Origin of the sequence: Jiangella anatolica (genome assembly GCF_003236295.1) — a bacterium.
GTDB classification, from domain to species: Bacteria; Actinomycetota; Actinomycetes; order Jiangellales; family Jiangellaceae; genus Jiangella; species Jiangella anatolica.
In genome coordinates this window covers 94670-114972 of the sequence record NZ_POTW01000008.1, presented here as the reverse complement: position 1 = coordinate 114972, position 20303 = coordinate 94670, and the positions used below count along the sequence as shown (strand labels likewise).

Sequence of the window (20303 nt, the reverse complement as noted above, 5' to 3'; positions counted from 1 at the left end):
AGACGGACCCCGTCCCGTCCGGTGGGCCCGCGGCGCTGACGGCGACCCTCTCGCGGGCGGCGACCGGCGAGGTGCGGTTCACCTCGCGCGGCACGACGCTGTGTGTCGCGGTCGTCGAGGACGGCACGGCCCGCTGTGAGACCGGGTCCGACCTCAAGCCCGGCCCGCACAGCGTCGTGGCGTACTACGACGGCGACCCGAACCATCTCCCGGACCAGGCGCGGTTCGTCTTCCGCGTCCTGCGGTAGCGACGCGGCCGGCCGCCCCGCCACGAGGTGGGGCGGCCGGCCCGCCGCCGTGAAATGAGCCGGATTCGGCGATCCGGGCGAATGACCTGCCGGCAACCGGGCACGATAGATCTCGTGCCGGAACTGGTCCGCCCCACCGTCGAGGTCCACGAGTCGTGGCTCGAGGCCGTCGGCGAGCCGGGCTACGAGCCGCGCTGGGCCGACGATCTCCAATTGGCCGACATGGTCCGGCCCGAGGGGTTCGCCGCGTACGTCCGCCGCCAGATCGACGACGAGCGCGACGACGCGCCGCGCTCCCGCGGCATGGTCCCGTCCACCCACCTCTGGTACGTCGACGGCACGACCTTCCTCGGCCGGCTGTCGATCCGGCACCACCTGACACCGTGGCTGCGCGACTACGGCGGCCACATCGGCTACGACGTCCGCCCGTCGGCGCGGCGGCAGGGCCACGCCACGGCGATGCTGCAGCAGGCCATGCCGTGGTCGGCCAAGCTCGGCATCGATCCCGCGCTGGTCACCTGCGACGTCGACAACGTCGCGTCGCGCAAGGTGATCGAGGCCGCCGGCGGCGTCTTCGAGGACGAGCGGCACGGCAAGCTGCGCTACTGGGTGCCCGCGAGCTAGTGCAGCGGGCCGACCCGGACCCGCTCGGGGTGGGTGTAGACGTTCATCCCGCCGCCGCGGACGAAGCCGACCAGCGTCACCCCGCACTCGTCGGCGAGGTCGACGGCCAGGCTGGACGGCGCGGAGACGGCGGCCAGCACCGGCACGCCGGCCGCGGCCGCCTTCTGCACCAGCTCGAACGACGCCCGGCCGCTGACCTGGAGCACGTGGCCGGACAGCGGCAGCAGGCCGGCCATCAGCGCCGAGCCGATGACCTTGTCGACGGCGTTGTGCCGGCCGACGTCCTCGCGGACCGCCACGACCGATCCGGTGCCGTGGAACAGGCCGGCCGCGTGCAGCCCGCCGGTGCGGTCGAACACCCGCTGCTCCGAGCGCATCCTGTCAGGCAGCGCGGCCAGCACGGCGACGTCGACGCGGGTGGGGTCCTCGGCCAGCCGCCAGCGCAGCGAGGCGCGCACGTCGACGACCCGGTCGGCGCCGCAGACGCCGCAGGCGCTGGTGGTCTCGAACGCGCGGGCGCGCGGCGGCTCGACACCGTGGGCGAGCGTCACCTCGACGGTGTTCTGCTCGTCGACGCACTCCTTCATGCCGGCGACGTCGGTGCGGTCGGCGATCGCGCCCTCGGCGACCAGCCAGCCCGCGATGAGGTCGAAGTCGTGGCCGGGGGTGCGCATCGTGGAGGTGAGGATGCGGTCGTCGACGCGGACCAGCAGCGGCTCCTCGACCGCCAGCGTGTCGGGGCGCTCGGCGGATCGGCCCGGTCGCAGCCGCAGCACCGGCCGTCGCGTCGTCATCTGCCCCATGGCACACCACCGTAAGGTCCGGACTCCGCCATCGTCTTCCCCAATCCTTACCCAGTCATCGCCGCCGGAAAGCCTTACCGTCGATACATGACCACACGAGCGCCGCGCGACGATCACGACGAGGCCGGGCTGCGGGTAGGGCCGCCGGCCACCAGCGCGGCCGGGGTGCCCGGCGTCGTGCACGGACTGGCGTCGGTGCTGGAGCAGTCCGGCGTCCGCCGCGGCGCGAAGGCGCTGCGGCTGGTCAACCAGCAGACGGGGTTCGACTGCCCGGGCTGCGCCTGGCCGGAGCCGGGCAAGCCGCACCTGGCCGAGTTCTGCGAGAACGGCGCGAAGGCGGTCGCCGAGGAGTCCACCGTCCGCCGGGTCGACGCCGCCTTCTTCGCCGCGCACCCGGTCGCCGAGCTGGCCGAGCGGTCCGACCACTGGCTGGGCCAGCAGGGCCGGCTGACCGAGCCGATGCTGCGCGACACCGGCGACACGCACTACCGGCCGATCGGCTGGGACGACGCGTTCGGCCTGATCGCCGACGCGCTGACCGGCCTGGCCGGCCCGGACGACGCCGCCTTCTACACGTCCGGCCGGACCAGCAACGAGGCCGCGTTCCTCTACCAGCTCTTCGCCCGGACGTTCGGCACGAACAACCTGCCGGACTGCTCGAACATGTGCCACGAGTCGTCCGGAGCGGCGCTGTCCGAGACGCTCGGCATCGGCAAGGGCAGCGTCTCGCTCACCGACATCACCGACCACGCCGACCTCATCGTCATCGTCGGGCAGAACCCGGGCACCAACCACCCACGCATGCTCACGTCGCTGGAGCAGGCCAAGCGGCGCGGGGCGCGCATCGTCGCGATCAACCCGCTGCCCGAGGCCGGCCTGCAGACGTTCAAGAACCCGCAGCGGGTGCGCGGCGTCGTCGGCAAGGGGACGCTGCTGTCGGACCTGTTCCTGCAGATCCGCCTCGGTGGCGACCTCGCCTTCTTCCAGGCGGTCAACCGCCTGCTCGTCGACGCCGACGCCGTCGACCACGAGTTCGTCCGCGAGCACACGACCGGTTACGACGCGGCGGTCGCGGCGTGGCGGGGCCTGGACTGGGACGACGTCGCGGCGGCGACCGGGCTGCCGCGCGCGGCGCTCGACGCGTTCGTCGACGAGGTGCGCCGCGCCGACAGCGTCATCGTCTGCTGGGCGATGGGCCTGACGCAGCACAAGAAGGCCGTGCCGACGATCCGCGAGATCGTGAACTTCCTGCTGCTGCGCGGCAACGTCGGCCGCCCGGGCGCCGGCGCGTGCCCCGTCCGCGGGCACAGCAACGTGCAGGGCGACCGCACGATGGGCATCTGGGAGAAGCCGCCGGCGGCCTTCCTCGACGCGCTGGAGGCGGAGTTCGGCATCGCCGCGCCGCGCCGGCCCGGCCATGACACCGTCGACACGATCCGGGCCATGCGCGACGGGAAGATCGGCGTGTTCATGGCGATGGGCGGCAACTTCGCGGCGGCGACCCCTGACAGCGACCTGACGGCGGCCGCGCTGCAATCGGTGCCGCTGACGGTGCACGTGTCGACGAAGCTGAACCGGTCGCACGCGCTGGCCGGGCAGCGCTCGATCATCCTGCCGTGCCTGGGCCGGACCGAGCGCGACGTGCAGGCCGGCGGCGAGCAGTTCGTCACCGTCGAGGACTCGATGAGCGCCGTGCACGCCTCCCGCGGCACGCTGCGCCCGGCGTCGGACCAGTTGCGCAGCGAGGTCGCGATCGTCTGCGGGCTGGCCGAGCGGGTGTTCGGCGCCGGTTCGGCCATCCCGTGGTCTGCGTTCGCCGCGGACTACACGACGGTGCGGTCGCGGATCGCCCGGGTGATCCCCGGCTTCGACGACTACGAGGCGCGGATCGCGAAGCCGGGCGGCTTCGTGCTGCCGCACCCGCCGCGCGACTCGCGGACGTTCCCGACCGCCAGCGGGAAGGCGCAGTTCAGCGTCAACGGGCTGGAGGTGCTACGGGTCCCGCCGGGCCGGCTGCTCCTGCAGACGGTCCGCTCGCACGACCAGTTCAACACCACCATCTACGGGCTGGACGACCGCTACCGCGGCATCCGCGACGGCCGCCGGGTCGTGTTCGTGAACCCGTCGGACCTCGCGGCGCTCGGGGTCGCCGACGGCGCCATGGTCGACCTCGTCAGCGAGTGGGCCGACGGCGACCGCCGTGCGCCGTCGTTCCGCGTCGTGTCCTACCCGACGGCGCCGGGCTGCGCGGCCGCGTACTTCCCGGAGACGAACGTGCTGGTGCCGCTGGACCACACCGCCGAGGTGAGCAACACACCGGCGTCGAAGTCGCTGGTCATCCGGCTGGAGCCGACGGCCGCGCCCGGACCAGCCGGCGCAGCGCCTCGACGTCGCCGGTGACGGAGAGCCGGCCGGCGGCGACGGCGTCGTCCAGCGGGTCCGAGCCATCGAAGACCGCCTGCCACGCCGCTTTCGTCGTCCGGACCAGCACGTCTGGCGCCGTCGCCGCCGGGCCGCGGGCCAGCTCCGTCAGCCGGCCGTCCTCGACCCGCAGCCGGTAGACGTCACGGTCCAGCGCGACCTCGTAGGTGGCGGTCCAGCCGTCCTCAGCCTCGGCGAAGAACGTGCGCAGGCCGAGCATGGTGGAGTCGGCGCTGACCTCGCCGGTCAGCGGCAGCACCGGCGAGCGCACGCCCCAGCGGGCCAGCGCCTGGAACACCGGCTCCAGGCCGGCGCCCCACTCGGTCAGCTCGTACACCTTCGCCGCGGCCGGCGGCGGCAGCTCGCGGCGGCGCAGCACGCCGTACTCCTCCAGCTCCTTGAGCCGCTTGGACAGCACGGCCGGGGTGATGCCGGGCAGCGCCTGCGCCAGGTCGCGGTAGCGGCGGGGGCCGAGCCGCAGCTCACGCACGACGAGCAGGGCCCAGCGCTCGCCGACGATGTCGAGCGACAGGGCGATCGGACAACCCTCGCCGTACGTCCTGGTCACTTGCGCCTCCTCCGTTTCTATGAAAAGAATAGCACTAGCTATGTTTTTCATATCAAGGAGGAAGCGATGACCGAGCGGATGGTCCCGGCGGGCGACGCCCAGCTGTGCGCGGAGGCGTTCGGTTCGCCGGCCGACCCGACGATCCTGCTGATCGGCGGCGCGGCTGCCTCGATGGACTACTGGGAGGACGAGTTCTGCTCGCGGCTGGCCGCCGCCGGGCGCCACGTCATCCGGTACGACTTCCGCGACACGGGCCGGTCCAGCCACTACCCCGCCGGCGCGCCGGGCTACACCGGCGATGACCTGGTGACCGACGCGCTGGCCGTGCTCGACGGCTACGGCGTCGCGGCCGCGCACCTCTACGGCGTCTCGATGGGCGGCGGCATCGCGCAGGAGCTGGCCGTCGAGTACCCGGAGCGGGTGCTGTCGCTGACGCTTCAGTCGACGAGCCCGGCCGGTCCCGGCGGCCCGGACCGGCCGGACCTGCCGCCGATGTCGCCGCGGCTGGCCGAGCTGTTCGCGTCCGAGCAGCCCGCTCCGGACTGGTCCGACCGCGACGCCGCCATCTCGGCCCTGGTCGACGGGCTCCGTGCGTTCGACGGCACGATCGCACCGGACGCCGAGGAGCGCGCCGTCGCCGCCCGGATGTACGACCGCACGATCGACGTCGCCGCCAGCCAGACCAACCACTGGATCCTCGACGGCGGCGGGCTCGACCGCGGCAAGCTGGCCGAGGTCACCGCGCCGACGCTGGTGCTGCACGGCACCGCCGACCCGCTGCTGCCGTACCCGCACGGCGAGGCGCTGGCCAACGAGATCCCCGGCGCCCGGCTGGTGCCGCTGGCCGGCATGGGCCACCAGTACCCGCTGCGCGCGGTCTGGGACACCGTCGTCGCCGAGGTCGCCGCGCACACCGCCCGCTGAAAACCCGGTGCGCCGGGCGCGGCGCGGTGATAGCACTCGGGGCATGGCGATCGTCATGAGCACACCGGACGTCGACGGGCTGGCCCGCGTGACCGGCGCACTGCGGGACTGGCAGGCCGACGACGCGCCGGCGCACCTGCATCCGGGCGACGTCGGCTGGTTCTGGCGGTACGGCGCCGCGGCGACTGCGGCGGCCGTGCGCACGTGGAGCCGCGACGGGCGGGTCCTCGCCGCCGGGCTGCGGGACGGCGCCACGCTGCTGCGGCTGACGACGGCGCCGGACGCCCGACGGGACGAGGAACTGGCGCTGCGGCTGGCCTCCGACCTGACCGATCCGGACCGCGGCGTCCTGCCCGCGGGACGCGTCAACGTCGAGGCGCCCGCGGACGCGCTGCTGCAGGACCTGCTGGCCGAGCGCGGCTGGGACACCGACGAGCCGTGGCAGCCGTCGAGTCGCGACCTGACCGCGCCGGTGGAGGACCCGGGCCTGCGGGTCGAGGCGATCGGGCCGGACCGAGCGCACGAGCGGACGGCGGTGCAGCGCGCCGCGTTCACTTCGTCGACGTTCACCGACGAGCGCTGGCGGGCGATGGCATCCGGCCCGCTCCACGCCGACGCCCGCTGCCTGGTCGGCTACGACGAGCACGGCGTCCCGGTCGCCGCCGTCACGGTCTGGTCGGCCGGTCCCGGGCGGCCCGGGCTGATCGAGCCGATGGGCGTGCACCGCGACCACCGCGGCCACGGGTACGGCCGGGCGATCACCGTCGCAGCGGCGGCCGCGCTACGGGAGCTGGGCGCCAGCAGCGCGGTCGTCAGCACCCCGAGCGCCAACCACGCCGCCGTCGCCACCTACCGGTCGGCCGGCTTCCGCGACCGCCCCGAGGTGAGGGACCGCTACCGGGCGGGCTGAAGTCGGCTCGAGGGGCTGCTTCTCGTCGGCTCGAGGGGCTTCTACCGTTGGCCGTCACCCTGCTGCCCATTCTCTTGGCCGCGGGACCGCGCCTCAAGTCCGCGGCCTCTGGCTGTTCGCTGTTCGCTGGTGTTGGGGGCCACGTACTTGACCCGCGGTCCCGCGGCCAAGAACGGGCAGCTATCAGGGGGACGGGGGAGTGTGGCGACGCCCGTCGGGGCACGGCGTCGTGTTCGCGGGTCGTCCGGGTCGACTGGCCTCTCCCGACGCCTGGCCGGGCGCCGTGTTGGCGCTTCATCAGGCTCGCTGGCCTCTCCCGGCGACCGGTGGGCTGGATCGATGTGACGTTGCTGTCGCTGGGCGTCCACGTGGTGAGATCTCGCCGCGTTTTTCGGGCCGCCCACCAGGCCTACTCCCACACCCCTAGGCATGCATGGGTGGTAAAGCGGGAGAACGCCTAGTGCGAGACCAAAAGGTTGATGATCATGGGTATCCACAACGTCGCCAACGTCGCAAAACGGGCATACGCGGGCCGCTGAGGCGCGAACGTCGGCCGGAACGGCCGCGAAAGCGAGCCGGAGAGGCCCGAACGCGGGCCGGGAAAGCCAGCGCACGTGGGCCGCCGGCGATGCGGCGTGCCCACACTCCCCCCGTCCCCCTGATAGCTGCCCGTTCTTGGCCGGGACGACGCGGGTCAAGTCCGCGGCCCCCAACCACAACCCCACAATGACCAGCAGAGGCCGCGGACTTGAGGCGCGCCGGCCCGGCTAAGAAAATGGCCAGCAGGGGGACGGCCAACGTTCGCAGCCCCTCAATGCCAACGGCAGCACCGTCGTCAGCCACGGACCGACGACGCCGCCGACACAGTGCCGTTGCTAGGCGACGGCCTCGTCGACGAAGCCGGCGACGCGGGCCGCGACCGTCGGCCAGGTGTAGTTCGCCAGGACGTACGCGCGCCCGGCGGCGCCCATGGCTCGCATGCGGTCCGGGTCGGCGCCGAACTCGAGCAGGGCAGCCGCCAGCCGGTCGGGGTCGCCGTCGGGCAGCACGACGCCGCCGTCGGCCGGGAACAGCGACTCCCGGCCCTGCCCGGCCAGCATGACGACCGGCAGCCCGTACATCGCCGCCTCCATGTAGACGATGCCGGTGCTCTCCCACTCCGAGGGCAGGCAGAACACCGTCGCCCGGCGGATCGCCGCGTCGAGCTTCGCGGCGGCGGCGGGGTCCTCCTTGTCGAGGTAGCCGAGCACGGTGACGCCGGGCTCGTCGAGGCGCGGCTCGGCGCCGACGACGGTCAGCTCGGCCCGCGGGTCGGCAGCCCGGACCTGCCGGAACGCGTCGACCAGCCGCGGCCCGCCCTTGCGCTCCCAGTCCTTGCCGATGAACAGCACCGACAGGCGGTCCCAGTCGCGCTCGATCTCGCCCGGGTCGGCCACCCCGCATCCCGGCGGGTACCACCGGATCTTGCTCTCCGGGCAGTCCTCGGACACCAGCAGCGACGCCGTCCAGGGCGAGTTGGTCCACACGATGGAGCAGGCGCGCAGGAAGGCGCGCTCCCCCGCGATCGCCGCCGCGATCTCGCGGTCGGTGAACCGGTCGAACCCGTAGGAGCGCGCGAACACCCGAGTGGAGACGGCCGCCTCGACCGGGATCTCGACGTGCGCCACCAGTGGCACGCCGTCGGGGATCCCGGCGACGCCGAACTGCAGGACGGCGTCGTGTGCGGGCAGCCGCGGCGTCAGCTCGGCGAACCGGCGGCTCAGCCGTTCGATGTTGCCCGGCAGGTAGCGCCACAGCGCGTTGCGCCGCGGCCGCCGGGCCTGCAGCGTCCGCCGCACGTCGACCACGCCGCGGAACACGTCGCTGATCCGCGTCTGGTTGGCGTCGGCCCGCCCGGCCAGCACCGACATGCGGTCCAGCTCGGCGAACAGGTGCCACGGCACCCCGCTGTAGGTGAACGCCGCGTACGGATCCCCCCAGGTGACGCCGAGCGTCGCCGTGTGTGTCATCTGCCATCCCCCCGCCGTCAGTGTAGGGCCGCCGTCACCCTAGTCATCCGGACCCGGCGGGTTTACGATCTTGCGATCCAGGGCTGGGGGGCTTCATGGCAACGCTCATCGAGCACAAGACCCGCAACGTCCTGCGCCGGCTGGGAATGGAGGTCGTGCCGACCCGCCGCCAGCGCGAGGTCAGCCTGCTGAGCCTGCATCTGAGCCGGCTGTTCGCCCTGCTCGACGTCAACGTCGTGCTCGACGTCGGCGCGCGGCACGGCGAGTACGCCACCCAGCTGCGCCGCAACGGCTACCGCGGCTGGATCGTGTCGTTCGAGCCGGTCAAGGAGAGCCGCGAGGTGCTGACCGGCGTCGCGCGCGCCGACCCGAAGTGGCGGGTGCTGCCGGTCGCGCTCGGGGCCTCCGACACGACGGCCCGCATCAACGTCGCACGCAACACGTCGCTGTCGTCGCTGCGCTCGGCCAGCGAGTACGGCCAGCGCGACTTCGGCGACGTCATCGAGACCGCGCGCATCGAGCACGTCCAGGTGCGGCGCCTGGAGACGATGTGGGAGCGCGCGCTGGAGGGCATCGACGATCGGCGCATCTACCTGAAGCTGGACACCCAGGGCTGGGATCTGGAGGTCCTCGACGGCGCCGGCGACCGGCTCGCGGACGTGCTCGCGCTGCAGACCGAGGCGTCCGTCCAGCCGATCTACGACGGCATGCCGACCCACCTGGAGACGCTGCGGGCGATCGAGGCGGCCGGATTCACCGTCTCCGGCATGTTCCCGGTGACGCTGGACCCGCGGCTGGCGCTGGTCGAGTACGACTGCGTGGCCGTGCGCCGCTGACGCCGCCGGTCTACGATGGGGCCACCGCCGGGGGCTGGGGGGCTGACCGGCGACACTCACGTGGGGGGCCACATGACGACGCCGCGGCATGCCCGAGGTGGCGCGTCCGCCGGCCACGGCGACGATGACGGGCGTCGCGTGGCCGACGACGCGACGCCGGGCGACGACGCGACGCCGAGCGACGACCCGGTCGAGCTGGCGGCGTCGGCGCGACGGCAGCGCAAGTCCGCCGGCCGGCTGCGCGCGCTCGTGCGCCACAGCATCCGGCTCACCTGGGCCGCCGACCGCCGGGCGTTCGTCATCACGACGGTGCTGCAGCTGTTCGGCGCGGCCGTCATCGCCGCCCAGGTGCTGATCGTCAAGTCCGTCCTCGACGCGATCCTCGTGGTCGGCGACGGCGGCGGCGTCGGGCCGGTCGTGCTGCCGGTGGTACTGCTGGCCGCGGTGACGGCGCTGGTGGCGGTGTCGACGGCGATCCAGGCCAACCAGCAGCGGCTGCTCTCGGAGCTGGTGCTGCGCTCCACCTGGCAGCAGCTGCTGGACGTGGCGGGGGCGGTGGGGCTGCGGGCGTTCGAGTCGCCGGACTTCTACGACCGGCTGCAGCGGGTCCAGACCAACGCGCTGAGCCGGCCGTACCAGCTCACCCAGGGCCTGATCGGGCTGGCCGGCGGACTGGCCGGCTGCATCGGGCTGTCGGTCGCGATCGTCAGCTTCGAGCCGGCGCTGCTGCCGATCCTGCTGCTGGCCGGCGTCCCGCTGTTCGTCAGCAGCCGCCGCGAGAGCCGGCTGGAGTTCGACTTCGCCGTCGCGCAGACGCCACGGCTGCGGCTGCGCCAGTACCTCGGCCTGGTGCAGACCGGCCGCGACGAGGCGAAGGAGGTGCGCGCGTACGGACTCACCGGCGCGCTGCGCGAACGCTTCGACGCCGTCTACACCGCCTACGCCGACGACCTGCGCACGCACCTGCGCCGCCGCACCCGGCTCGCCGTCGCCGGGAACCTCGCCTCGGCGGCGTTCCTCGCCGCGACGCTGCTGGCCCTGGTCTGGCTGGTCGGCCAGGGCCGGGTCACGCTGGCCGAGGCCGGCGCCGCCATCGTCGCGATCCGGCTGCTGGCCACGCAGGTCGGCACGCTGTTCAAGGGCGCGCAGCAGATCTTCGAGTCCGGGCTGTTCCTCGACGACCTCGCCGGCTTCGTCGCGATGCGGCCGGAGGCCGAGCAGGCCGAGGCGGGCGCGCCGGCGCCGCCGTCGTTCCGGACGCTGCGGGCCGACGGCCTGACCTTCACCTACCCGGGCAGCACCGCGCCGGCGCTGGACGACGTGTCGATCCGGCTGAACGCGGGCGAGATCGTGGCGCTGGTCGGCGAGAACGGCTCGGGCAAGACCACGCTGGCGAAGCTGCTGGCCACGCTGTACGAGCCGGACGGCGGCGCGATCCACTGGGACGACGTCGACGTCTCCACCTACTCGCGGCCGGGGCTGCGCCGGTCGGTCGCCGTCGTGTTCCAGGACTTCGTCCGCTACCACCTGTCCGCGCGCGAGAACATCGGCCTGGGCGACGCGGACCGGATGGACGACATCGACGCGATCGCCGCGGCCGCCCGCCGGGCCGGCGTCGCCGAGGTCGTCCACGACCTGCCGCACGGCTGGGACACCGCGCTGTCGAAGATGTTCAAGGGCGGCCGCGACCTCTCGCTGGGCCAGTGGCAGCGGGTCGCGCTGGCCCGGGCGTTCTTCCGCGACGCGCCGTTCGTCATCCTCGACGAGCCGTCGGCGTCCCTGGACCCGCGGGCCGAGCACGCGCTGTTCCAGTCGCTGCGTGATCTGCTCGGCGGGCGGACGGTGCTGTTCATCTCGCACCGCTTCTCCACCGTCCGCACCGCCGACCGGATCTACGTCCTCGACGGCGGCCGGGTCACCGAACAGGGCTCGCACGATCAGCTCATGGCGCAGGACGGCCACTACGCGGAGCTGTTCCGGCTGCAGGCGGCCGCCTACCTCGCACCTGAGACGTCGCGCTAAACGCACGCGACTCGTCGCGTCACAGTCGCCCGTCCGATGTCACGGCATCGGCCTTCGGCACGACGGATCGGCGCCGGAACCGATAGACATATGGCCGCGCCGTCGCCGGCCGCGACCGTCGCCGTCACTCATCGGCGCAGCCCAGCACCCGTTTCGATCAGCGAACCGCAGAGCGGCCGGATGCAGTCCTGGATCGTCCCTGCATGGCCGCGAAGGGCACTGGATGTCGCAAATGTCCCTTTCGTTGCGCGTCCTTGTGGCAGCCGATGTTTCAACGTGTCACACGTCACGCGGTGACGCTGCGCGATGGTGCGGCGAGTGTCACCCTGGTGACATCTCCACAAGAGTGCGGAGGGATGGCCATGACGATCGGGGTGCGTCACACAGCCGTCGCCCGCGCACCACAGGCCGGCGTGGCGGCCGGTCGGACCAGCCAGGTCCCGGCCGCCACGCCTGATCAACGAAACGGGGAACGAGTCACGTGAGCCAGCCCGCTCAACTTCCGCGCCGCTTCGGTCTGCACCGCCGCTACGACGTCACCGGCGTCTCCGGCACCGGCCTGGTCGCCTACGGCACGCAGTACCCCACCGGCCGCGTCACCCTCGCCTGGTGCTGCTCCGACATCCAGTCCGTCGCCGTCTACGACGACATCGACGACGTCGAGAGCATCCACGGCCACGGCGGCCTGACGGAGATCCGCTGGATCGACCCGCCGCACGTCCCGGAGCCCAGCGTCGGCGCCCACCCCAGCGCGCTCACCGTCCTCTCCGGCCGGGCCCGCTGCGCCACCGCGACCCAGCACACCGCCTGACCCGTCCGCGCTTGCCTTGACGCGCGCGTCAAGGATTACCGTCGAGGCATGCGAATCGGCGACCTCGCCCGGCGCACCGGCACCACGACGCGCGCGCTGCGGTTCTACGAGTCCCAGGGACTCCTGATGGCGCAGCGCGCCCCGAACGGCTACCGGGAGTACGACGAGGACGACCTGCGGCTGGTCAACGAGATCCAGACGCTGCAGGACATCGGCTTCAGCCTCGACGACACCCGCCCGTTCGTGGAGTGCCTGCGCTCGGGCCACGACTCCGGCGACTCGTGCGCGGACTCCATCGAGACGTACCGGCGCAAGCTCGCCGAGATCGACGGCTACCTGGAGCGGCTGACCGCGATCCGGGCCGACATCCAGGCCCGGCTCGAGGAGCGCCCATGACGCCGGCCGTCACCGACGAGACGTTCGAGCGCGAGGTGCTGCAGAGCGGCATCCCGGTCCTGGTGGACTTCTGGGCCCAGTGGTGCCCGCCGTGCCACATGATCGCGCCGATGCTGGACCAGCTGGCCGGCGAGCTCGAGGGCACCGTCGCGATCCGCAAGATCAACAACGACGAGAACCCGGTGACCGGCGCCCGCTACCGCGTCATGTCACTGCCCACGCTCATGCTGTTCGTCGACGGCGAGCCGGTGCAGGCGCTGGTCGGGGCCCGGCCGAAGGCCCGGCTGCTGAAGGAGCTCGAGGACGCCCTCTCGCGCTGACGTCGAGCCCTCAGCGCCGGCCGCGGACCGCCCAGGCGCGCGCCGTCAGCGCGATGGAGCCGTCGGCCGCGATCGGCAGCCGCGCCCGCACCGCGTCGCGGATCTCGTCGCGCCGTGACGGCGGCAGCGTCGCCAGCCAGCCGGGCGCGGCGCCCTGGCCGGCGAGGAACGGCCGCCAGTAGTCGTCGAACGACGCGAAGCGCGTCGGCACGTCGATCGGCCGCACCGTCACGTCGGCCAGCCCGGCGTCCTCCCACAGCTCGGTCAGCGGCTCCGGCCGGCACAGCGGGAACCGGGTGCCCTCGTCCAGCGCGGCGCCGCCCGGGTCGACGTCGGCCGCGGCGGCCCAGAAGTGCCGCATCAGCTCCATGCCGTCGGCGTAGTCCCACACGTACGCGGCGACGACGGCGCCCCGCGCGGCCACCCGGGCGAACTCCGCGGCGGCGGCCGTCGCGTCCGGGACGAAGTTCAGCATCAGCCCGCCCACGACGGCGTCGGCGGCGCCGTCGGCGACCGGCAGCGCCTCCGCCGAGCCGAGCTCGAACGTCGCCGCCGGGAGCCGCGAGCGGGCGGTGGCGAGGAACCCGCCGGACGGGTCGACGCCGAGCACGGAGGCCGGCGCGGCCAGCGTCAGCACCGCCTCGGTCAGCGCGCCGGTGCCGCAGCCGGCGTCCACCCAGCGAGCGCCGGCGGGCACGCCCAGCCACGGCACGAACTCGGCCGCGACCGCCCGGCTCCACCGCCCGACGTACGCCTCGTATCCGTCGCCCTCGGCCCAGACATCCGTTGTCATGAGCCGACGATACGGCCGGCGGGCCGGTTAGGGTGGCGGACGAAGGCCACGGATCGGGCAGAATCGGGGTATGCGCCGTCGCATCGTCATCACCGTCGCGGTGGTGCTGGTCGCAGCGCTCGGGCTGGGCGCGACGCTCTGGTTCGGCGTCATCCCGCACTGGCGGCCGGCGTTGGAGAGCGGCGAGCGGTACGGCATCGACGTCTCGGCGCACCAGGGCGAGATCGACTGGGACGCGGTCGCCGACGACGGCATCTCGTTCGCCTACATCAAGGCGTCCGAGGGCCAGGGCTGGGTGGACGAGTGGTTCGAGGAGAACTGGGCCGGCGCCGGGCGGGCCGGGCTGGACCGCGGCGCGTACCACTTCTTCACACTCTGCGCGCCGGGCGCGGCGCAGGCGGAGAACTTCCTCGCCGTCGCTCCGCCCGACGACGACGCGTTGCCGCCGGTCATCGACCTGGAGCTGACCGGCAACTGCAGCGAGCGGCCGCCGGCCGACGACGTCGCCGCCGAGGTCGACGCCTTCGTCCGCGCCGTCGAGCGGGCGTGGGGCCGCGACCTGCTGTTCTACGTCCGTCCCGACTGGGACGACGTCTATCCGCTCCGCGAGGGGCTGGACCGGCGGCTGTGGGACTACCGCTTCTTCCGCCGCCCCACCGACGAGCGCTGGCACGTCTGGCAGGTGAACACCCACGCCCGGGTCGACGGCATCGACGGCCCGGTCGACCTCGACATCATGCGCGAGGGCGAGGACTAGTGCCCCCGCATCCACTCGCCGATGGCTGGGACTCGAACGCGCACGACTGGATCGCCTGGACCAGGACCGGCGTCGACAGCTATGAGAGCCACCGGGACTCCTTCCTGCCGCTGATCCCGGCGCCCGGCCGCCTGACGGTGGACGTCGGCAGTGGTGAGGGACGGGTGAGCCGCGAGCTGCAGGCCCTGGGACACCGGGTCCTGGCGATCGTCGCCGATGCCTCCGCGCCCGCGAGGGCCTGACGATGACGTACCACGGCGAGCACCGGCCGCTCCAAGGCCTACACCGATGCCCTGTCCGACGCCGGTTTCGTGATCAACCGGCTCCGTGAACAGGCCCATGCCGACACACGGGACAAGTGGCACCGCATCCCTTTGTTCCTCCACATCGTCGCCTCGCTGCATCCACGGGGCTAGAACGTGTACCGGGTCGCGCCGAACGGGTCCTCAGCGCCCAGTGCGAACACCGTCGACGGCGTCAGCCGGTAGACGTACCACGGCGGCGGGCCTGCGCTCGGCGCGCTGAACGGTGCGGTGAACGCCGCGTCCTCGATGACCGGCTCCCAGCCGCCCTTGTAGGTGTCGCGCACCCGCTCCAGCGTCGGCTCGTCCGTCACCCGCTCCGCCACGCCCTCGACCACCACGTCGAACGGGTCCATGGCGACGGTGATCGAGCAGCGCGGGTCCGCGGCCAGATTGCGGGACTTGCGCGTGCCCGGGCCGGACGTGAAGTAGTACGCGCCGTCGATCCACAGCGCGCCGACCGGCATCACGTGCGGCCGGCCGTCCGGATCGATGGTCGCCAGCCAGCTGGTGTGCCGGTTCGGCCCGCCGGTGCCGGGCGCCTGCGACGCGCCCGCGTCCAGCCGGGCCTGCACCTTCTCCCACGGGATGAGTGGCGCGCCGTAGCCGTCGAGGTTCCGGTCGCTGGTCGGTGTGATCACGGTTCCCGCCTCCTCCGAAGTGCTGTCCGACGGTAGACCCGGCGCGGCGGCCGAACTCATCGCACGGAAGGACGTCCGGGTTTGCCCCTCTGTGTGCACGGGAAGAGATGACTACTGACATGCGGCCCGCCACCCGGAAGGACCCGGCATGATCGTGCTCGGACTGCTCCTGCTCGCCGTCGCCGCGGTGGCGATCGTCGTCGCCGTGATCGCCGGCGGCGACACCGTCGCGCTCAGCGCGTTCGACGTCGACCTCGACTCGCCCGTCTGGGGTGTCTTCGCCGCGGGGGTCGGCGCCGGCCTGCTCCTGCTGCTCGGCATCCTGGCCATCGTCGCCGGCGTGAACCGGGCCCGGGCCCGGCGCGAGGAGATCGACTACCTGCGCGAGCAGGTCGCCCGGCACGAGCGGCAGTCCGGCCGCGACGCCGACGAGCCCGAGGTCGGCGACTGGCTCGGCCAGGCGCACACCCGCACCGCCGGCGGCACCGCCGAGCCGGCCACCAGGTCCGGCGCGACCTCCGGCGCGACCCCGCTCTACCGCCAGGGCTGACGGCGTCAGCCCACCCGCGCGCCCAGGCCGACGGCGTCGGCGATGGCCGGCGCGATCGCCGGCGAGAACGGCGGCCCCCACGGCACGTGCGCCACGAACACCGGCACCCGCTCGACGATCTCGCCGGCCTGCTGGAACTGCCGGTCCAGGATCTCCGAGTCGGACCAGCCGAGCAGCCGCGGGAACCGCAGCAACGTGATCAGCGCGTCCATCGCGCCCATCCGGGTCAGCTCGATCGACGTGCGCTCCCGGTCCGGCAGCGGGAACACGATGCCGGCCAGCGGCAGCCCGTCGACCCGCGCCGGCGCCACGCTCAGCGCGTCGCGGGCGTCGCTGGTGAGCCGGCTGGACGGCGCCACGGCGAACTGCTCGACCAGTTCGGCCGCCGACTTGCGCAGCCGCAGCTCCGTCGCGCCCAGCCGGCAGGCCAGCCCGCCGTCGCCGTCGTCGTCCAGCCGCAGCACGTCGTCGGTGATCAGCGCGCCGCCGGCCGCGCACAGCAGCGTCGCCATCGTGGACTTGCCCATGCCGGACCGGCCGACGAAGGCCACCGCGCCGGATCCGACCTGCACGGCGCTCGCGTGCAGGACCATCTCGCCACGGACGGTGACCAGGAACGACAGCAGCGCGCCGGCGGTGAGGATGCCGGCGACGCCCGGATCGGCGCCCTCGACCACATGCACCCGCACCGATCGGCCGCCGGGTGCCACGACGAAGTCGCAGGTCCGGTAGAAGCGCAGCGTCCAGCCGCCGGCGTCGTCCTGCGTGAACGTGTAGTACGGCTGGTCGGTCTCCACGTGCGCCAGCACCCGGCCGGCCGGCGGCGTCAGCGTCAGCGGCACCGGGTCGCCCCAGCGGATGTCGACGTCGGGCTCGCCGCCGGCCGGCGCGGACCGCTCCTGGTGCAGCGGGACCTCCGAGGCCACCCGCAGCCCGTACAGCAGTTGCCGTTCCGCGCTCATCGCGTCCCGCCCATCGCCTCGAACGTCCGGTACGTGGCCGAGCCCTCCGGGTCCAGACTCACCCCGTCGATCTCCAGCCACGCGTGCGCCTGGATCCGCCCGTCGACCTTGGCCACGCCCACCCGCAGGGCCGGCTTCCGGCGGCGCAACAGGTGCCCGCTGACCAGCGCGCGGCGCAGGCACGTGTCGCCGAAGGGCCAGCGCCGCACGACGCGCTCGCTGATCCCCAGGGCCCGCAGCTCACGCACGTCGAGCAGGCCCGGCGACGGTGCGCCGAGCACCGCCGGCCGGTCGTCCAGCCGCAACGGCACCCCGATGAAGGCCGACAGCCGGGGCAGCGTGGTGACCCGCAGGCCCAGCTCGACCACAACGGTGATCGCGACCGCCCGAGCGGCCACCGGCCAGGCGCGGACCGAGCGCAGACCGCGCCACCACCCCGCCGCGCTCACCGGGCGCCCCCGGCCGCGACCGGCTGCGCCGACAGCCACGCCTGCTGCAGCAGCGTCCCCGAGAGCGTCGACGGACGGTCCGACAGCCAGGCCGAGCGCAGCACGTCCGGGTCGACCAGCGTGGTGTCGACGCCGCTGCCGTCCCAGGTCCGCGCGAACTCACGGGTCGGCTCGCCCAGGTAGGCACGGTCGAAGCTGGCCTTGCTGGCCCGGCTGAGCACCGCCTCGGGCAGCAGGTCGGCGAACAGGACGCGCATCAGGTCGGTCCGGCCCGCGAACCCCCAGCGGCCGCCGAACCCGGCCAGGGCGGCGAGGAAGCGCTCGTCCAGCAGCGGATGTCCCACCCGGACGTCGTGCTCGGCACCCAGCGCGGCGTAGTTGGTCAGCACCGCGTCGACGGCTCGCCGATGCCGCACCCACCAGATCGACCGGCCCCAGGCCAGCGGCTCGGCCGCCTCGTCGGCGGCCAGCAGCCGGCGGTGCGCCCGGGCGACGTCCGCGCGCAGCCACGGCTGCTGGTCGTCGGCGGCCATCTGCCGGCGGACCGCGGCCCGGCGCAGGACAGCCGGACGCAGCGACGACCCGACGGCCGCCAGCAGGATCGGGCGCGGCCGGCGGCGCAGCCGCACGAGCAGGTTGACCGGCGTCACGCGGCGCGGGCCGATCACCTCGTCGCCGCCCTCGCCGGTCAGCATCGAGCCGCCGGCGACGGTGGCGAACAGCGGGTCCTTGACGTGGAACGGCGGCGGCCAGACCACGCCGCGCCGCAGCAGGCTGGCCCGGGCGCCGTCGCCGAGCAGGTCGCTCTCACCGGAGACCGGGAGCCGCACCCACTCGGTCAGCTTCAGGTGGCCGACGACCAGCCGCTGCCACTCGGACTCGTCGGCGTCGGCGACGCCGGGATAGACCTCGGTGACGGGCACCGGGTCGGGCAGGCCGTCGCGCCGGGCCAGCGCGGTGGCGACGGCGAGGACGGCGGACGAGTCGCGCCCGCCGGAGAACGAGACGAAGCACGGCCCGCGCAGCAGGGCGGGCCGGATGGCGTCCTCGAGCGCGACGCGCGGGGACACCGGGACGTGCGGAACGGCCGGCACCGCGCGGACTCCGTGCACCCAGGAGGTGGCGAGCTCGAACGCGGACAGCCGGTAGTAGCGGGGTCGAGGCTGCAGTTCGTCCACGACAGACGTCCTGCGTCACCGGGACCGGGCGGAGCCCGCCGTCAGGCGGGCCCGCCCGATCACGTGGATGACGTCAGGAGATCCCCCCGCCGCCGCCGGGCTTGCTCGTGAACCAGAAGAAATTGTCCGACGAGCCGAAGCCGTTCAGCGCCAGCGTCAGGTCCCGAACGGAACCGACCTCTTCCAACACAGGCGGCTCATAAGCCATACCTCTGCCCCCCTTACTCATGCCCTCGGACGAGAGCGAAATGACAGGGACATCCACCAATGCCCCCCCTTGAACACGTCGGGAGTTTATCGTCTCTTACGCTATTCCGGGCCGACTTCCGGTGATTTGCTCAGGAGAGCACGCCACCGGGGTCGTTGTTGTAACGGAACCACTGGATCTGGTCGGAGCGGCCACGGCCACTCTCGGCCAAGGTGAGATCGCGGACCGAGCCGATCTCCTCGAGCGTCGGCGCTTCATAGGCCATCTGGGCCCCCACTTCCTGTTCTGCGGATGGATGGTGCTTGCCGTGCCGGCGACAGCCGTCGCCACCACGGACACTAGGAATCGGCGGTGTCGAGGAGGTTCCGCTCGCGGAGCATCGCGATGAACGTCTCGGTGTCGACCTTGGCCTGATCGGCCGGAATGCCGTACTCCTCGACGAGGCCGTCGGCGAGCTCGGCGGTGGTGCGTTCCTCGGCCAGCAGCCGCATGATGGTCGAGCCCGCCGCATTGGTCTTCAGATACGTCGACGAGGAGAGGTCCAGAATGACCGTCTCGCCGTCGATCTCGCGCCAGCTGACGCCATTGGTGCGCAGTCTCATCGGCCCCCCAAGAATCCTGCTATGTCGCACTCTAGCGCACCCCGATTCACGGGGGCAGGAACGTGTCGCTCGCACCCAGCATCGGCGGCCGGGTCGACGGCCGCACCAGCGCGCGCAGGCAGGTCCAGGACGCGCGGTGGCCGAGAACGCCGCGGCGGAGCTCGACCAGAAGCGTCAGCGCGAAGTATCCCCAGGCCTTGCCGTTGCCGGCCCGGCGCCGGTAGAGCCGGATCCGGTTGACCATCTGCATCGTGTGCGTGGTCGCGTTCTCGCCCGACCCGCCGCCCACGTGCATGCCGCCGGCCTCCGGGGTGTAGACCGTGGACCAGCCCAGGTCGCGGGCGCGCAGGCAGAAGTCGGTCTCCTCGGAGTAGAGGAAGTACGACTCGTCCAAGCCGCCCAGCGCCTCGAAGCACTCGCGGTCGACCAGCAGGATCGACCCGATGGCCCAGTCGACCTCGTGCTCGGACTCGTACTCGGGTCCGGCCTCGATGCGCTCGGCGAACACCGCGAGCCCGGTGAAGCTGAGCCCGCCGACCCGGGGCAGCGTCGGTGTCCGCCGCAGGGTCGGCGACAGGCTGCCGTCGGCCTCCCGCGTCCGTGGCGCCACGATCCCGACGCCCGGCTTGCGCACGACGTCGAACATGCGTGGCCCCGCCTCGGGGTCGAGGGTCGCGTCGGGGTTGAGCACGAGCACCGCCGACGCGGGCGGGGACGACCGCACCGCTCGGTTGATGCCCGCCGCGTAGCCGTCGTTGACCGAGCGGACCACGACGCAGTCGGTCCGCGCCTCGAGGAGTGCGACGGTGCCGTCCGCCGAGCCGTTGTCGACCACCACGACGGAGTAGCTGAGCTCGCCCATCGCCGCGGGCAGGCTGTCGAGCAGGTCCGCGACATGGCGCTCGCTGTTGTACGTCACGATCGCGACCGCGACGTCGAGCTCGGCCGGCTCCGCACCCATGTGCCACT

The 20303-nt window shown here is 73.2% G+C and carries 25 protein-coding genes; 13 read left to right on the top strand and 12 right to left on the bottom strand.

Annotation, left to right across the window (positions count from 1 at the left end; translation table 11 throughout):
• Together C1I92_RS05210 and C1I92_RS05205 are read left to right on the top strand one after the other, a co-directional pair.
• Positions 1 to 248: Ig-like domain-containing protein (locus tag C1I92_RS05210; RefSeq protein WP_146605026.1), on the top strand; the 248-nt coding region annotated here is incomplete at its 5' end.
• 114 nt (positions 249 to 362) lie between these two features.
• A complete protein-coding gene (locus C1I92_RS05205) occupies positions 363 to 872 on the top strand; it encodes a GNAT family N-acetyltransferase (RefSeq protein ID WP_111253605.1) in 510 nt (169 codons plus the stop codon).
• Here the strand turns inward: C1I92_RS05205 and fdhD are convergent.
• Entirely contained in the window at positions 869 to 1675 is an 807-nt protein-coding gene (gene fdhD / locus C1I92_RS05200; protein ID WP_199520967.1) for a formate dehydrogenase accessory sulfurtransferase FdhD, read from the bottom strand. The two genes, C1I92_RS05205 and fdhD, sit on opposite strands and share 4 nt — an antisense overlap.
• 87 nt (positions 1676 to 1762) lie before the next feature.
• On the opposite strand from fdhD, the gene C1I92_RS05195 reads away from it, so the two are divergent.
• A complete protein-coding gene (locus C1I92_RS05195; protein WP_111253604.1) occupies positions 1763 to 4075 on the top strand; it encodes an FdhF/YdeP family oxidoreductase in 2313 nt (770 codons plus the stop codon).
• On the opposite strand, the gene C1I92_RS05190 is transcribed toward C1I92_RS05195, so the two are convergent.
• Complete coding sequence (locus C1I92_RS05190) at positions 4011 to 4664, bottom strand: winged helix-turn-helix transcriptional regulator (RefSeq protein WP_199520966.1); 654 nt, start codon at positions 4662 to 4664, stop codon at positions 4011 to 4013. The two genes, C1I92_RS05195 and C1I92_RS05190, sit on opposite strands and share 65 nt — an antisense overlap.
• Positions 4665 to 4730: 66 nt before the next feature.
• On the opposite strand from C1I92_RS05190, the gene C1I92_RS05185 reads away from it, so the two are divergent.
• Together C1I92_RS05185 and C1I92_RS05180 are read left to right on the top strand one after the other, a co-directional pair.
• Entirely contained in the window at positions 4731 to 5588 is an 858-nt protein-coding gene (locus C1I92_RS05185) for an alpha/beta fold hydrolase (RefSeq protein ID WP_111253602.1), read from the top strand.
• Positions 5589 to 5631: 43 nt separating this feature from the next.
• Positions 5632 to 6498, top strand: coding sequence for a GNAT family N-acetyltransferase (locus tag C1I92_RS05180; protein WP_111253601.1), 867 nt, complete (start codon positions 5632 to 5634; stop codon positions 6496 to 6498).
• Between the two features lie 875 nt (positions 6499 to 7373).
• Here the strand turns inward: C1I92_RS05180 and C1I92_RS05175 are convergent.
• Complete coding sequence (locus C1I92_RS05175; RefSeq protein WP_111253600.1) at positions 7374 to 8507, bottom strand: glycosyltransferase family 4 protein; 1134 nt, start codon at positions 8505 to 8507, stop codon at positions 7374 to 7376.
• A 95-nt stretch (positions 8508 to 8602) separates the two neighbouring features.
• Between C1I92_RS05175 and C1I92_RS05170 the strand changes: the two genes are divergently transcribed.
• From C1I92_RS05170 to trxA, 5 genes are all read left to right on the top strand, one after another.
• Positions 8603 to 9343: an FkbM family methyltransferase gene (locus C1I92_RS05170; RefSeq protein ID WP_111253599.1), complete on the top strand. Its 741-nt coding sequence runs from the start codon at positions 8603 to 8605 to the stop codon at positions 9341 to 9343.
• Positions 9344 to 9415: 72 nt separating this feature from the next.
• A complete protein-coding gene (locus C1I92_RS05165; RefSeq protein WP_111253598.1) occupies positions 9416 to 11365 on the top strand; it encodes an ABC transporter ATP-binding protein in 1950 nt (649 codons plus the stop codon).
• Between the two features lie 481 nt (positions 11366 to 11846).
• The gene (locus tag C1I92_RS05160) at positions 11847 to 12176 is read left to right on the top strand and encodes a hypothetical protein (RefSeq protein ID WP_199520965.1); all 330 of its coding nucleotides are present in this window, start codon (positions 11847 to 11849) and stop codon (positions 12174 to 12176) included.
• A 48-nt stretch (positions 12177 to 12224) separates the two neighbouring features.
• Positions 12225 to 12572: a MerR family transcriptional regulator gene (locus C1I92_RS05155; protein ID WP_111253597.1), complete on the top strand. Its 348-nt coding sequence runs from the start codon at positions 12225 to 12227 to the stop codon at positions 12570 to 12572.
• On the top strand, positions 12569 to 12892 hold the full coding sequence (gene trxA / locus C1I92_RS05150; protein ID WP_111253596.1) for a thioredoxin: 324 nt from the start codon (positions 12569 to 12571) through the stop codon (positions 12890 to 12892). The genes C1I92_RS05155 and trxA overlap by 4 nt, the downstream gene beginning before the upstream one ends.
• 10 nt (positions 12893 to 12902) lie before the next feature.
• Here trxA and C1I92_RS05145 read toward each other — a convergent pair whose 3' ends face one another.
• Entirely contained in the window at positions 12903 to 13685 is a 783-nt protein-coding gene (locus C1I92_RS05145; protein ID WP_111253595.1) for a class I SAM-dependent methyltransferase, read from the bottom strand.
• A 70-nt stretch (positions 13686 to 13755) separates the two neighbouring features.
• Between C1I92_RS05145 and C1I92_RS05140 the strand changes: the two genes are divergently transcribed.
• Entirely contained in the window at positions 13756 to 14442 is a 687-nt protein-coding gene (locus C1I92_RS05140; RefSeq protein WP_111253594.1) for a GH25 family lysozyme, read from the top strand.
• Positions 14442 to 14684 carry a class I SAM-dependent methyltransferase gene (locus tag C1I92_RS34295; protein WP_199520964.1) on the top strand — a complete coding sequence of 81 codons (243 nt, stop codon included), beginning with the start codon at positions 14442 to 14444 and terminating at the stop codon, positions 14682 to 14684. The genes C1I92_RS05140 and C1I92_RS34295 overlap by 1 nt, the downstream gene beginning before the upstream one ends.
• A gap of 170 nt (positions 14685 to 14854) precedes the next feature.
• Here C1I92_RS34295 and C1I92_RS05130 read toward each other — a convergent pair whose 3' ends face one another.
• Positions 14855 to 15385, bottom strand: a complete 531-nt coding sequence (locus tag C1I92_RS05130) for a pyridoxamine 5'-phosphate oxidase family protein (protein ID WP_233506850.1) — start codon at positions 15383 to 15385, stop codon at positions 14855 to 14857.
• A gap of 148 nt (positions 15386 to 15533) precedes the next feature.
• Here C1I92_RS05130 and C1I92_RS34290 point away from each other — a divergent pair, with 148 nt between their 5' ends.
• Positions 15534 to 15935, top strand: a complete 402-nt coding sequence (locus tag C1I92_RS34290; RefSeq protein WP_199520963.1) for a hypothetical protein — start codon at positions 15534 to 15536, stop codon at positions 15933 to 15935.
• 5 nt (positions 15936 to 15940) lie between these two features.
• Here C1I92_RS34290 and C1I92_RS05120 read toward each other — a convergent pair whose 3' ends face one another.
• The 7 genes from C1I92_RS05120 to C1I92_RS05090 all read right to left on the bottom strand — a co-directional run bounded on the left by C1I92_RS05120 (position 15941) and on the right by C1I92_RS05090 (position 20295).
• Complete coding sequence (locus C1I92_RS05120) at positions 15941 to 16897, bottom strand: phosphoenolpyruvate carboxykinase (ATP) (RefSeq protein ID WP_111253592.1); 957 nt, start codon at positions 16895 to 16897, stop codon at positions 15941 to 15943.
• A complete protein-coding gene (locus C1I92_RS05115; RefSeq protein WP_158564002.1) occupies positions 16894 to 17346 on the bottom strand; it encodes a lasso peptide biosynthesis B2 protein in 453 nt (150 codons plus the stop codon). Before C1I92_RS05115 ends, C1I92_RS05120 begins: the two co-directional genes overlap by 4 nt.
• On the bottom strand, positions 17343 to 18524 hold the full coding sequence (locus C1I92_RS05110) for an asparagine synthase-related protein (protein WP_111253590.1): 1182 nt from the start codon (positions 18522 to 18524) through the stop codon (positions 17343 to 17345). The genes C1I92_RS05115 and C1I92_RS05110 overlap by 4 nt, the downstream gene beginning before the upstream one ends.
• Positions 18525 to 18597: 73 nt before the next feature.
• Positions 18598 to 18732 carry a lasso RiPP family leader peptide-containing protein gene (locus C1I92_RS33650; protein ID WP_267896708.1) on the bottom strand — a complete coding sequence of 45 codons (135 nt, stop codon included), beginning with the start codon at positions 18730 to 18732 and terminating at the stop codon, positions 18598 to 18600.
• Between the two features lie 130 nt (positions 18733 to 18862).
• Positions 18863 to 18997 (bottom strand): lasso RiPP family leader peptide-containing protein, encoded by a 135-nt coding sequence (locus C1I92_RS05100; RefSeq protein ID WP_146605025.1) that lies wholly within the window; start codon positions 18995 to 18997, stop codon positions 18863 to 18865.
• Positions 18998 to 19070: 73 nt separating this feature from the next.
• Positions 19071 to 19334, bottom strand: a complete 264-nt coding sequence (locus C1I92_RS05095) for a PqqD family protein (protein WP_111253587.1) — start codon at positions 19332 to 19334, stop codon at positions 19071 to 19073.
• A gap of 46 nt (positions 19335 to 19380) precedes the next feature.
• The gene (locus C1I92_RS05090; RefSeq protein WP_158563998.1) at positions 19381 to 20295 is read right to left on the bottom strand and encodes a glycosyltransferase; all 915 of its coding nucleotides are present in this window, start codon (positions 20293 to 20295) and stop codon (positions 19381 to 19383) included.
• Between the last annotated feature and the right edge of the window lie 8 nt (positions 20296 to 20303).

Bases quoted from the DNA above. Each gene is read 5' to 3' on its own strand.
- fdhD (WP_199520967.1), bottom strand. From the start codon at position 1,675: ATGGGGCAGATGACGACGCGACGGCCGGTGCTGCGGCTGCGACCGGGC.
- C1I92_RS05195 (WP_111253604.1), top strand. From the start codon at position 1,763: ATGACCACACGAGCGCCGCGCGACGATCACGACGAGGCCGGGCTGCGG.
- C1I92_RS05185 (WP_111253602.1), top strand. From the start codon at position 4,731: ATGACCGAGCGGATGGTCCCGGCGGGCGACGCCCAGCTGTGCGCGGAG.
- C1I92_RS05180 (WP_111253601.1), top strand. From the start codon at position 5,632: ATGGCGATCGTCATGAGCACACCGGACGTCGACGGGCTGGCCCGCGTG.
- C1I92_RS05175 (WP_111253600.1), bottom strand. From the start codon at position 8,507: ATGACACACACGGCGACGCTCGGCGTCACCTGGGGGGATCCGTACGCG.
- C1I92_RS05170 (WP_111253599.1), top strand. From the start codon at position 8,603: ATGGCAACGCTCATCGAGCACAAGACCCGCAACGTCCTGCGCCGGCTG.
- C1I92_RS05165 (WP_111253598.1), top strand. From the start codon at position 9,416: ATGACGACGCCGCGGCATGCCCGAGGTGGCGCGTCCGCCGGCCACGGC.
- C1I92_RS05155 (WP_111253597.1), top strand. From the start codon at position 12,225: ATGCGAATCGGCGACCTCGCCCGGCGCACCGGCACCACGACGCGCGCG.
- trxA (WP_111253596.1), top strand. From the start codon at position 12,569: ATGACGCCGGCCGTCACCGACGAGACGTTCGAGCGCGAGGTGCTGCAG.
- C1I92_RS05145 (WP_111253595.1), bottom strand. From the start codon at position 13,685: ATGACAACGGATGTCTGGGCCGAGGGCGACGGATACGAGGCGTACGTC.
- C1I92_RS05140 (WP_111253594.1), top strand. From the start codon at position 13,756: ATGCGCCGTCGCATCGTCATCACCGTCGCGGTGGTGCTGGTCGCAGCG.
- C1I92_RS34290 (WP_199520963.1), top strand. From the start codon at position 15,534: ATGATCGTGCTCGGACTGCTCCTGCTCGCCGTCGCCGCGGTGGCGATC.
- C1I92_RS05120 (WP_111253592.1), bottom strand. From the start codon at position 16,897: ATGAGCGCGGAACGGCAACTGCTGTACGGGCTGCGGGTGGCCTCGGAG.
- C1I92_RS33650 (WP_267896708.1), bottom strand. From the start codon at position 18,732: ATGGCTTATGAGCCGCCTGTGTTGGAAGAGGTCGGTTCCGTTCGGGAC.
- C1I92_RS05100 (WP_146605025.1), bottom strand. From the start codon at position 18,997: ATGGCCTATGAAGCGCCGACGCTCGAGGAGATCGGCTCGGTCCGCGAT.
- C1I92_RS05095 (WP_111253587.1), bottom strand. From the start codon at position 19,334: ATGAGACTGCGCACCAATGGCGTCAGCTGGCGCGAGATCGACGGCGAG.
- C1I92_RS05090 (WP_158563998.1), bottom strand. From the start codon at position 20,295: ATGGGTGCGGAGCCGGCCGAGCTCGACGTCGCGGTCGCGATCGTGACG.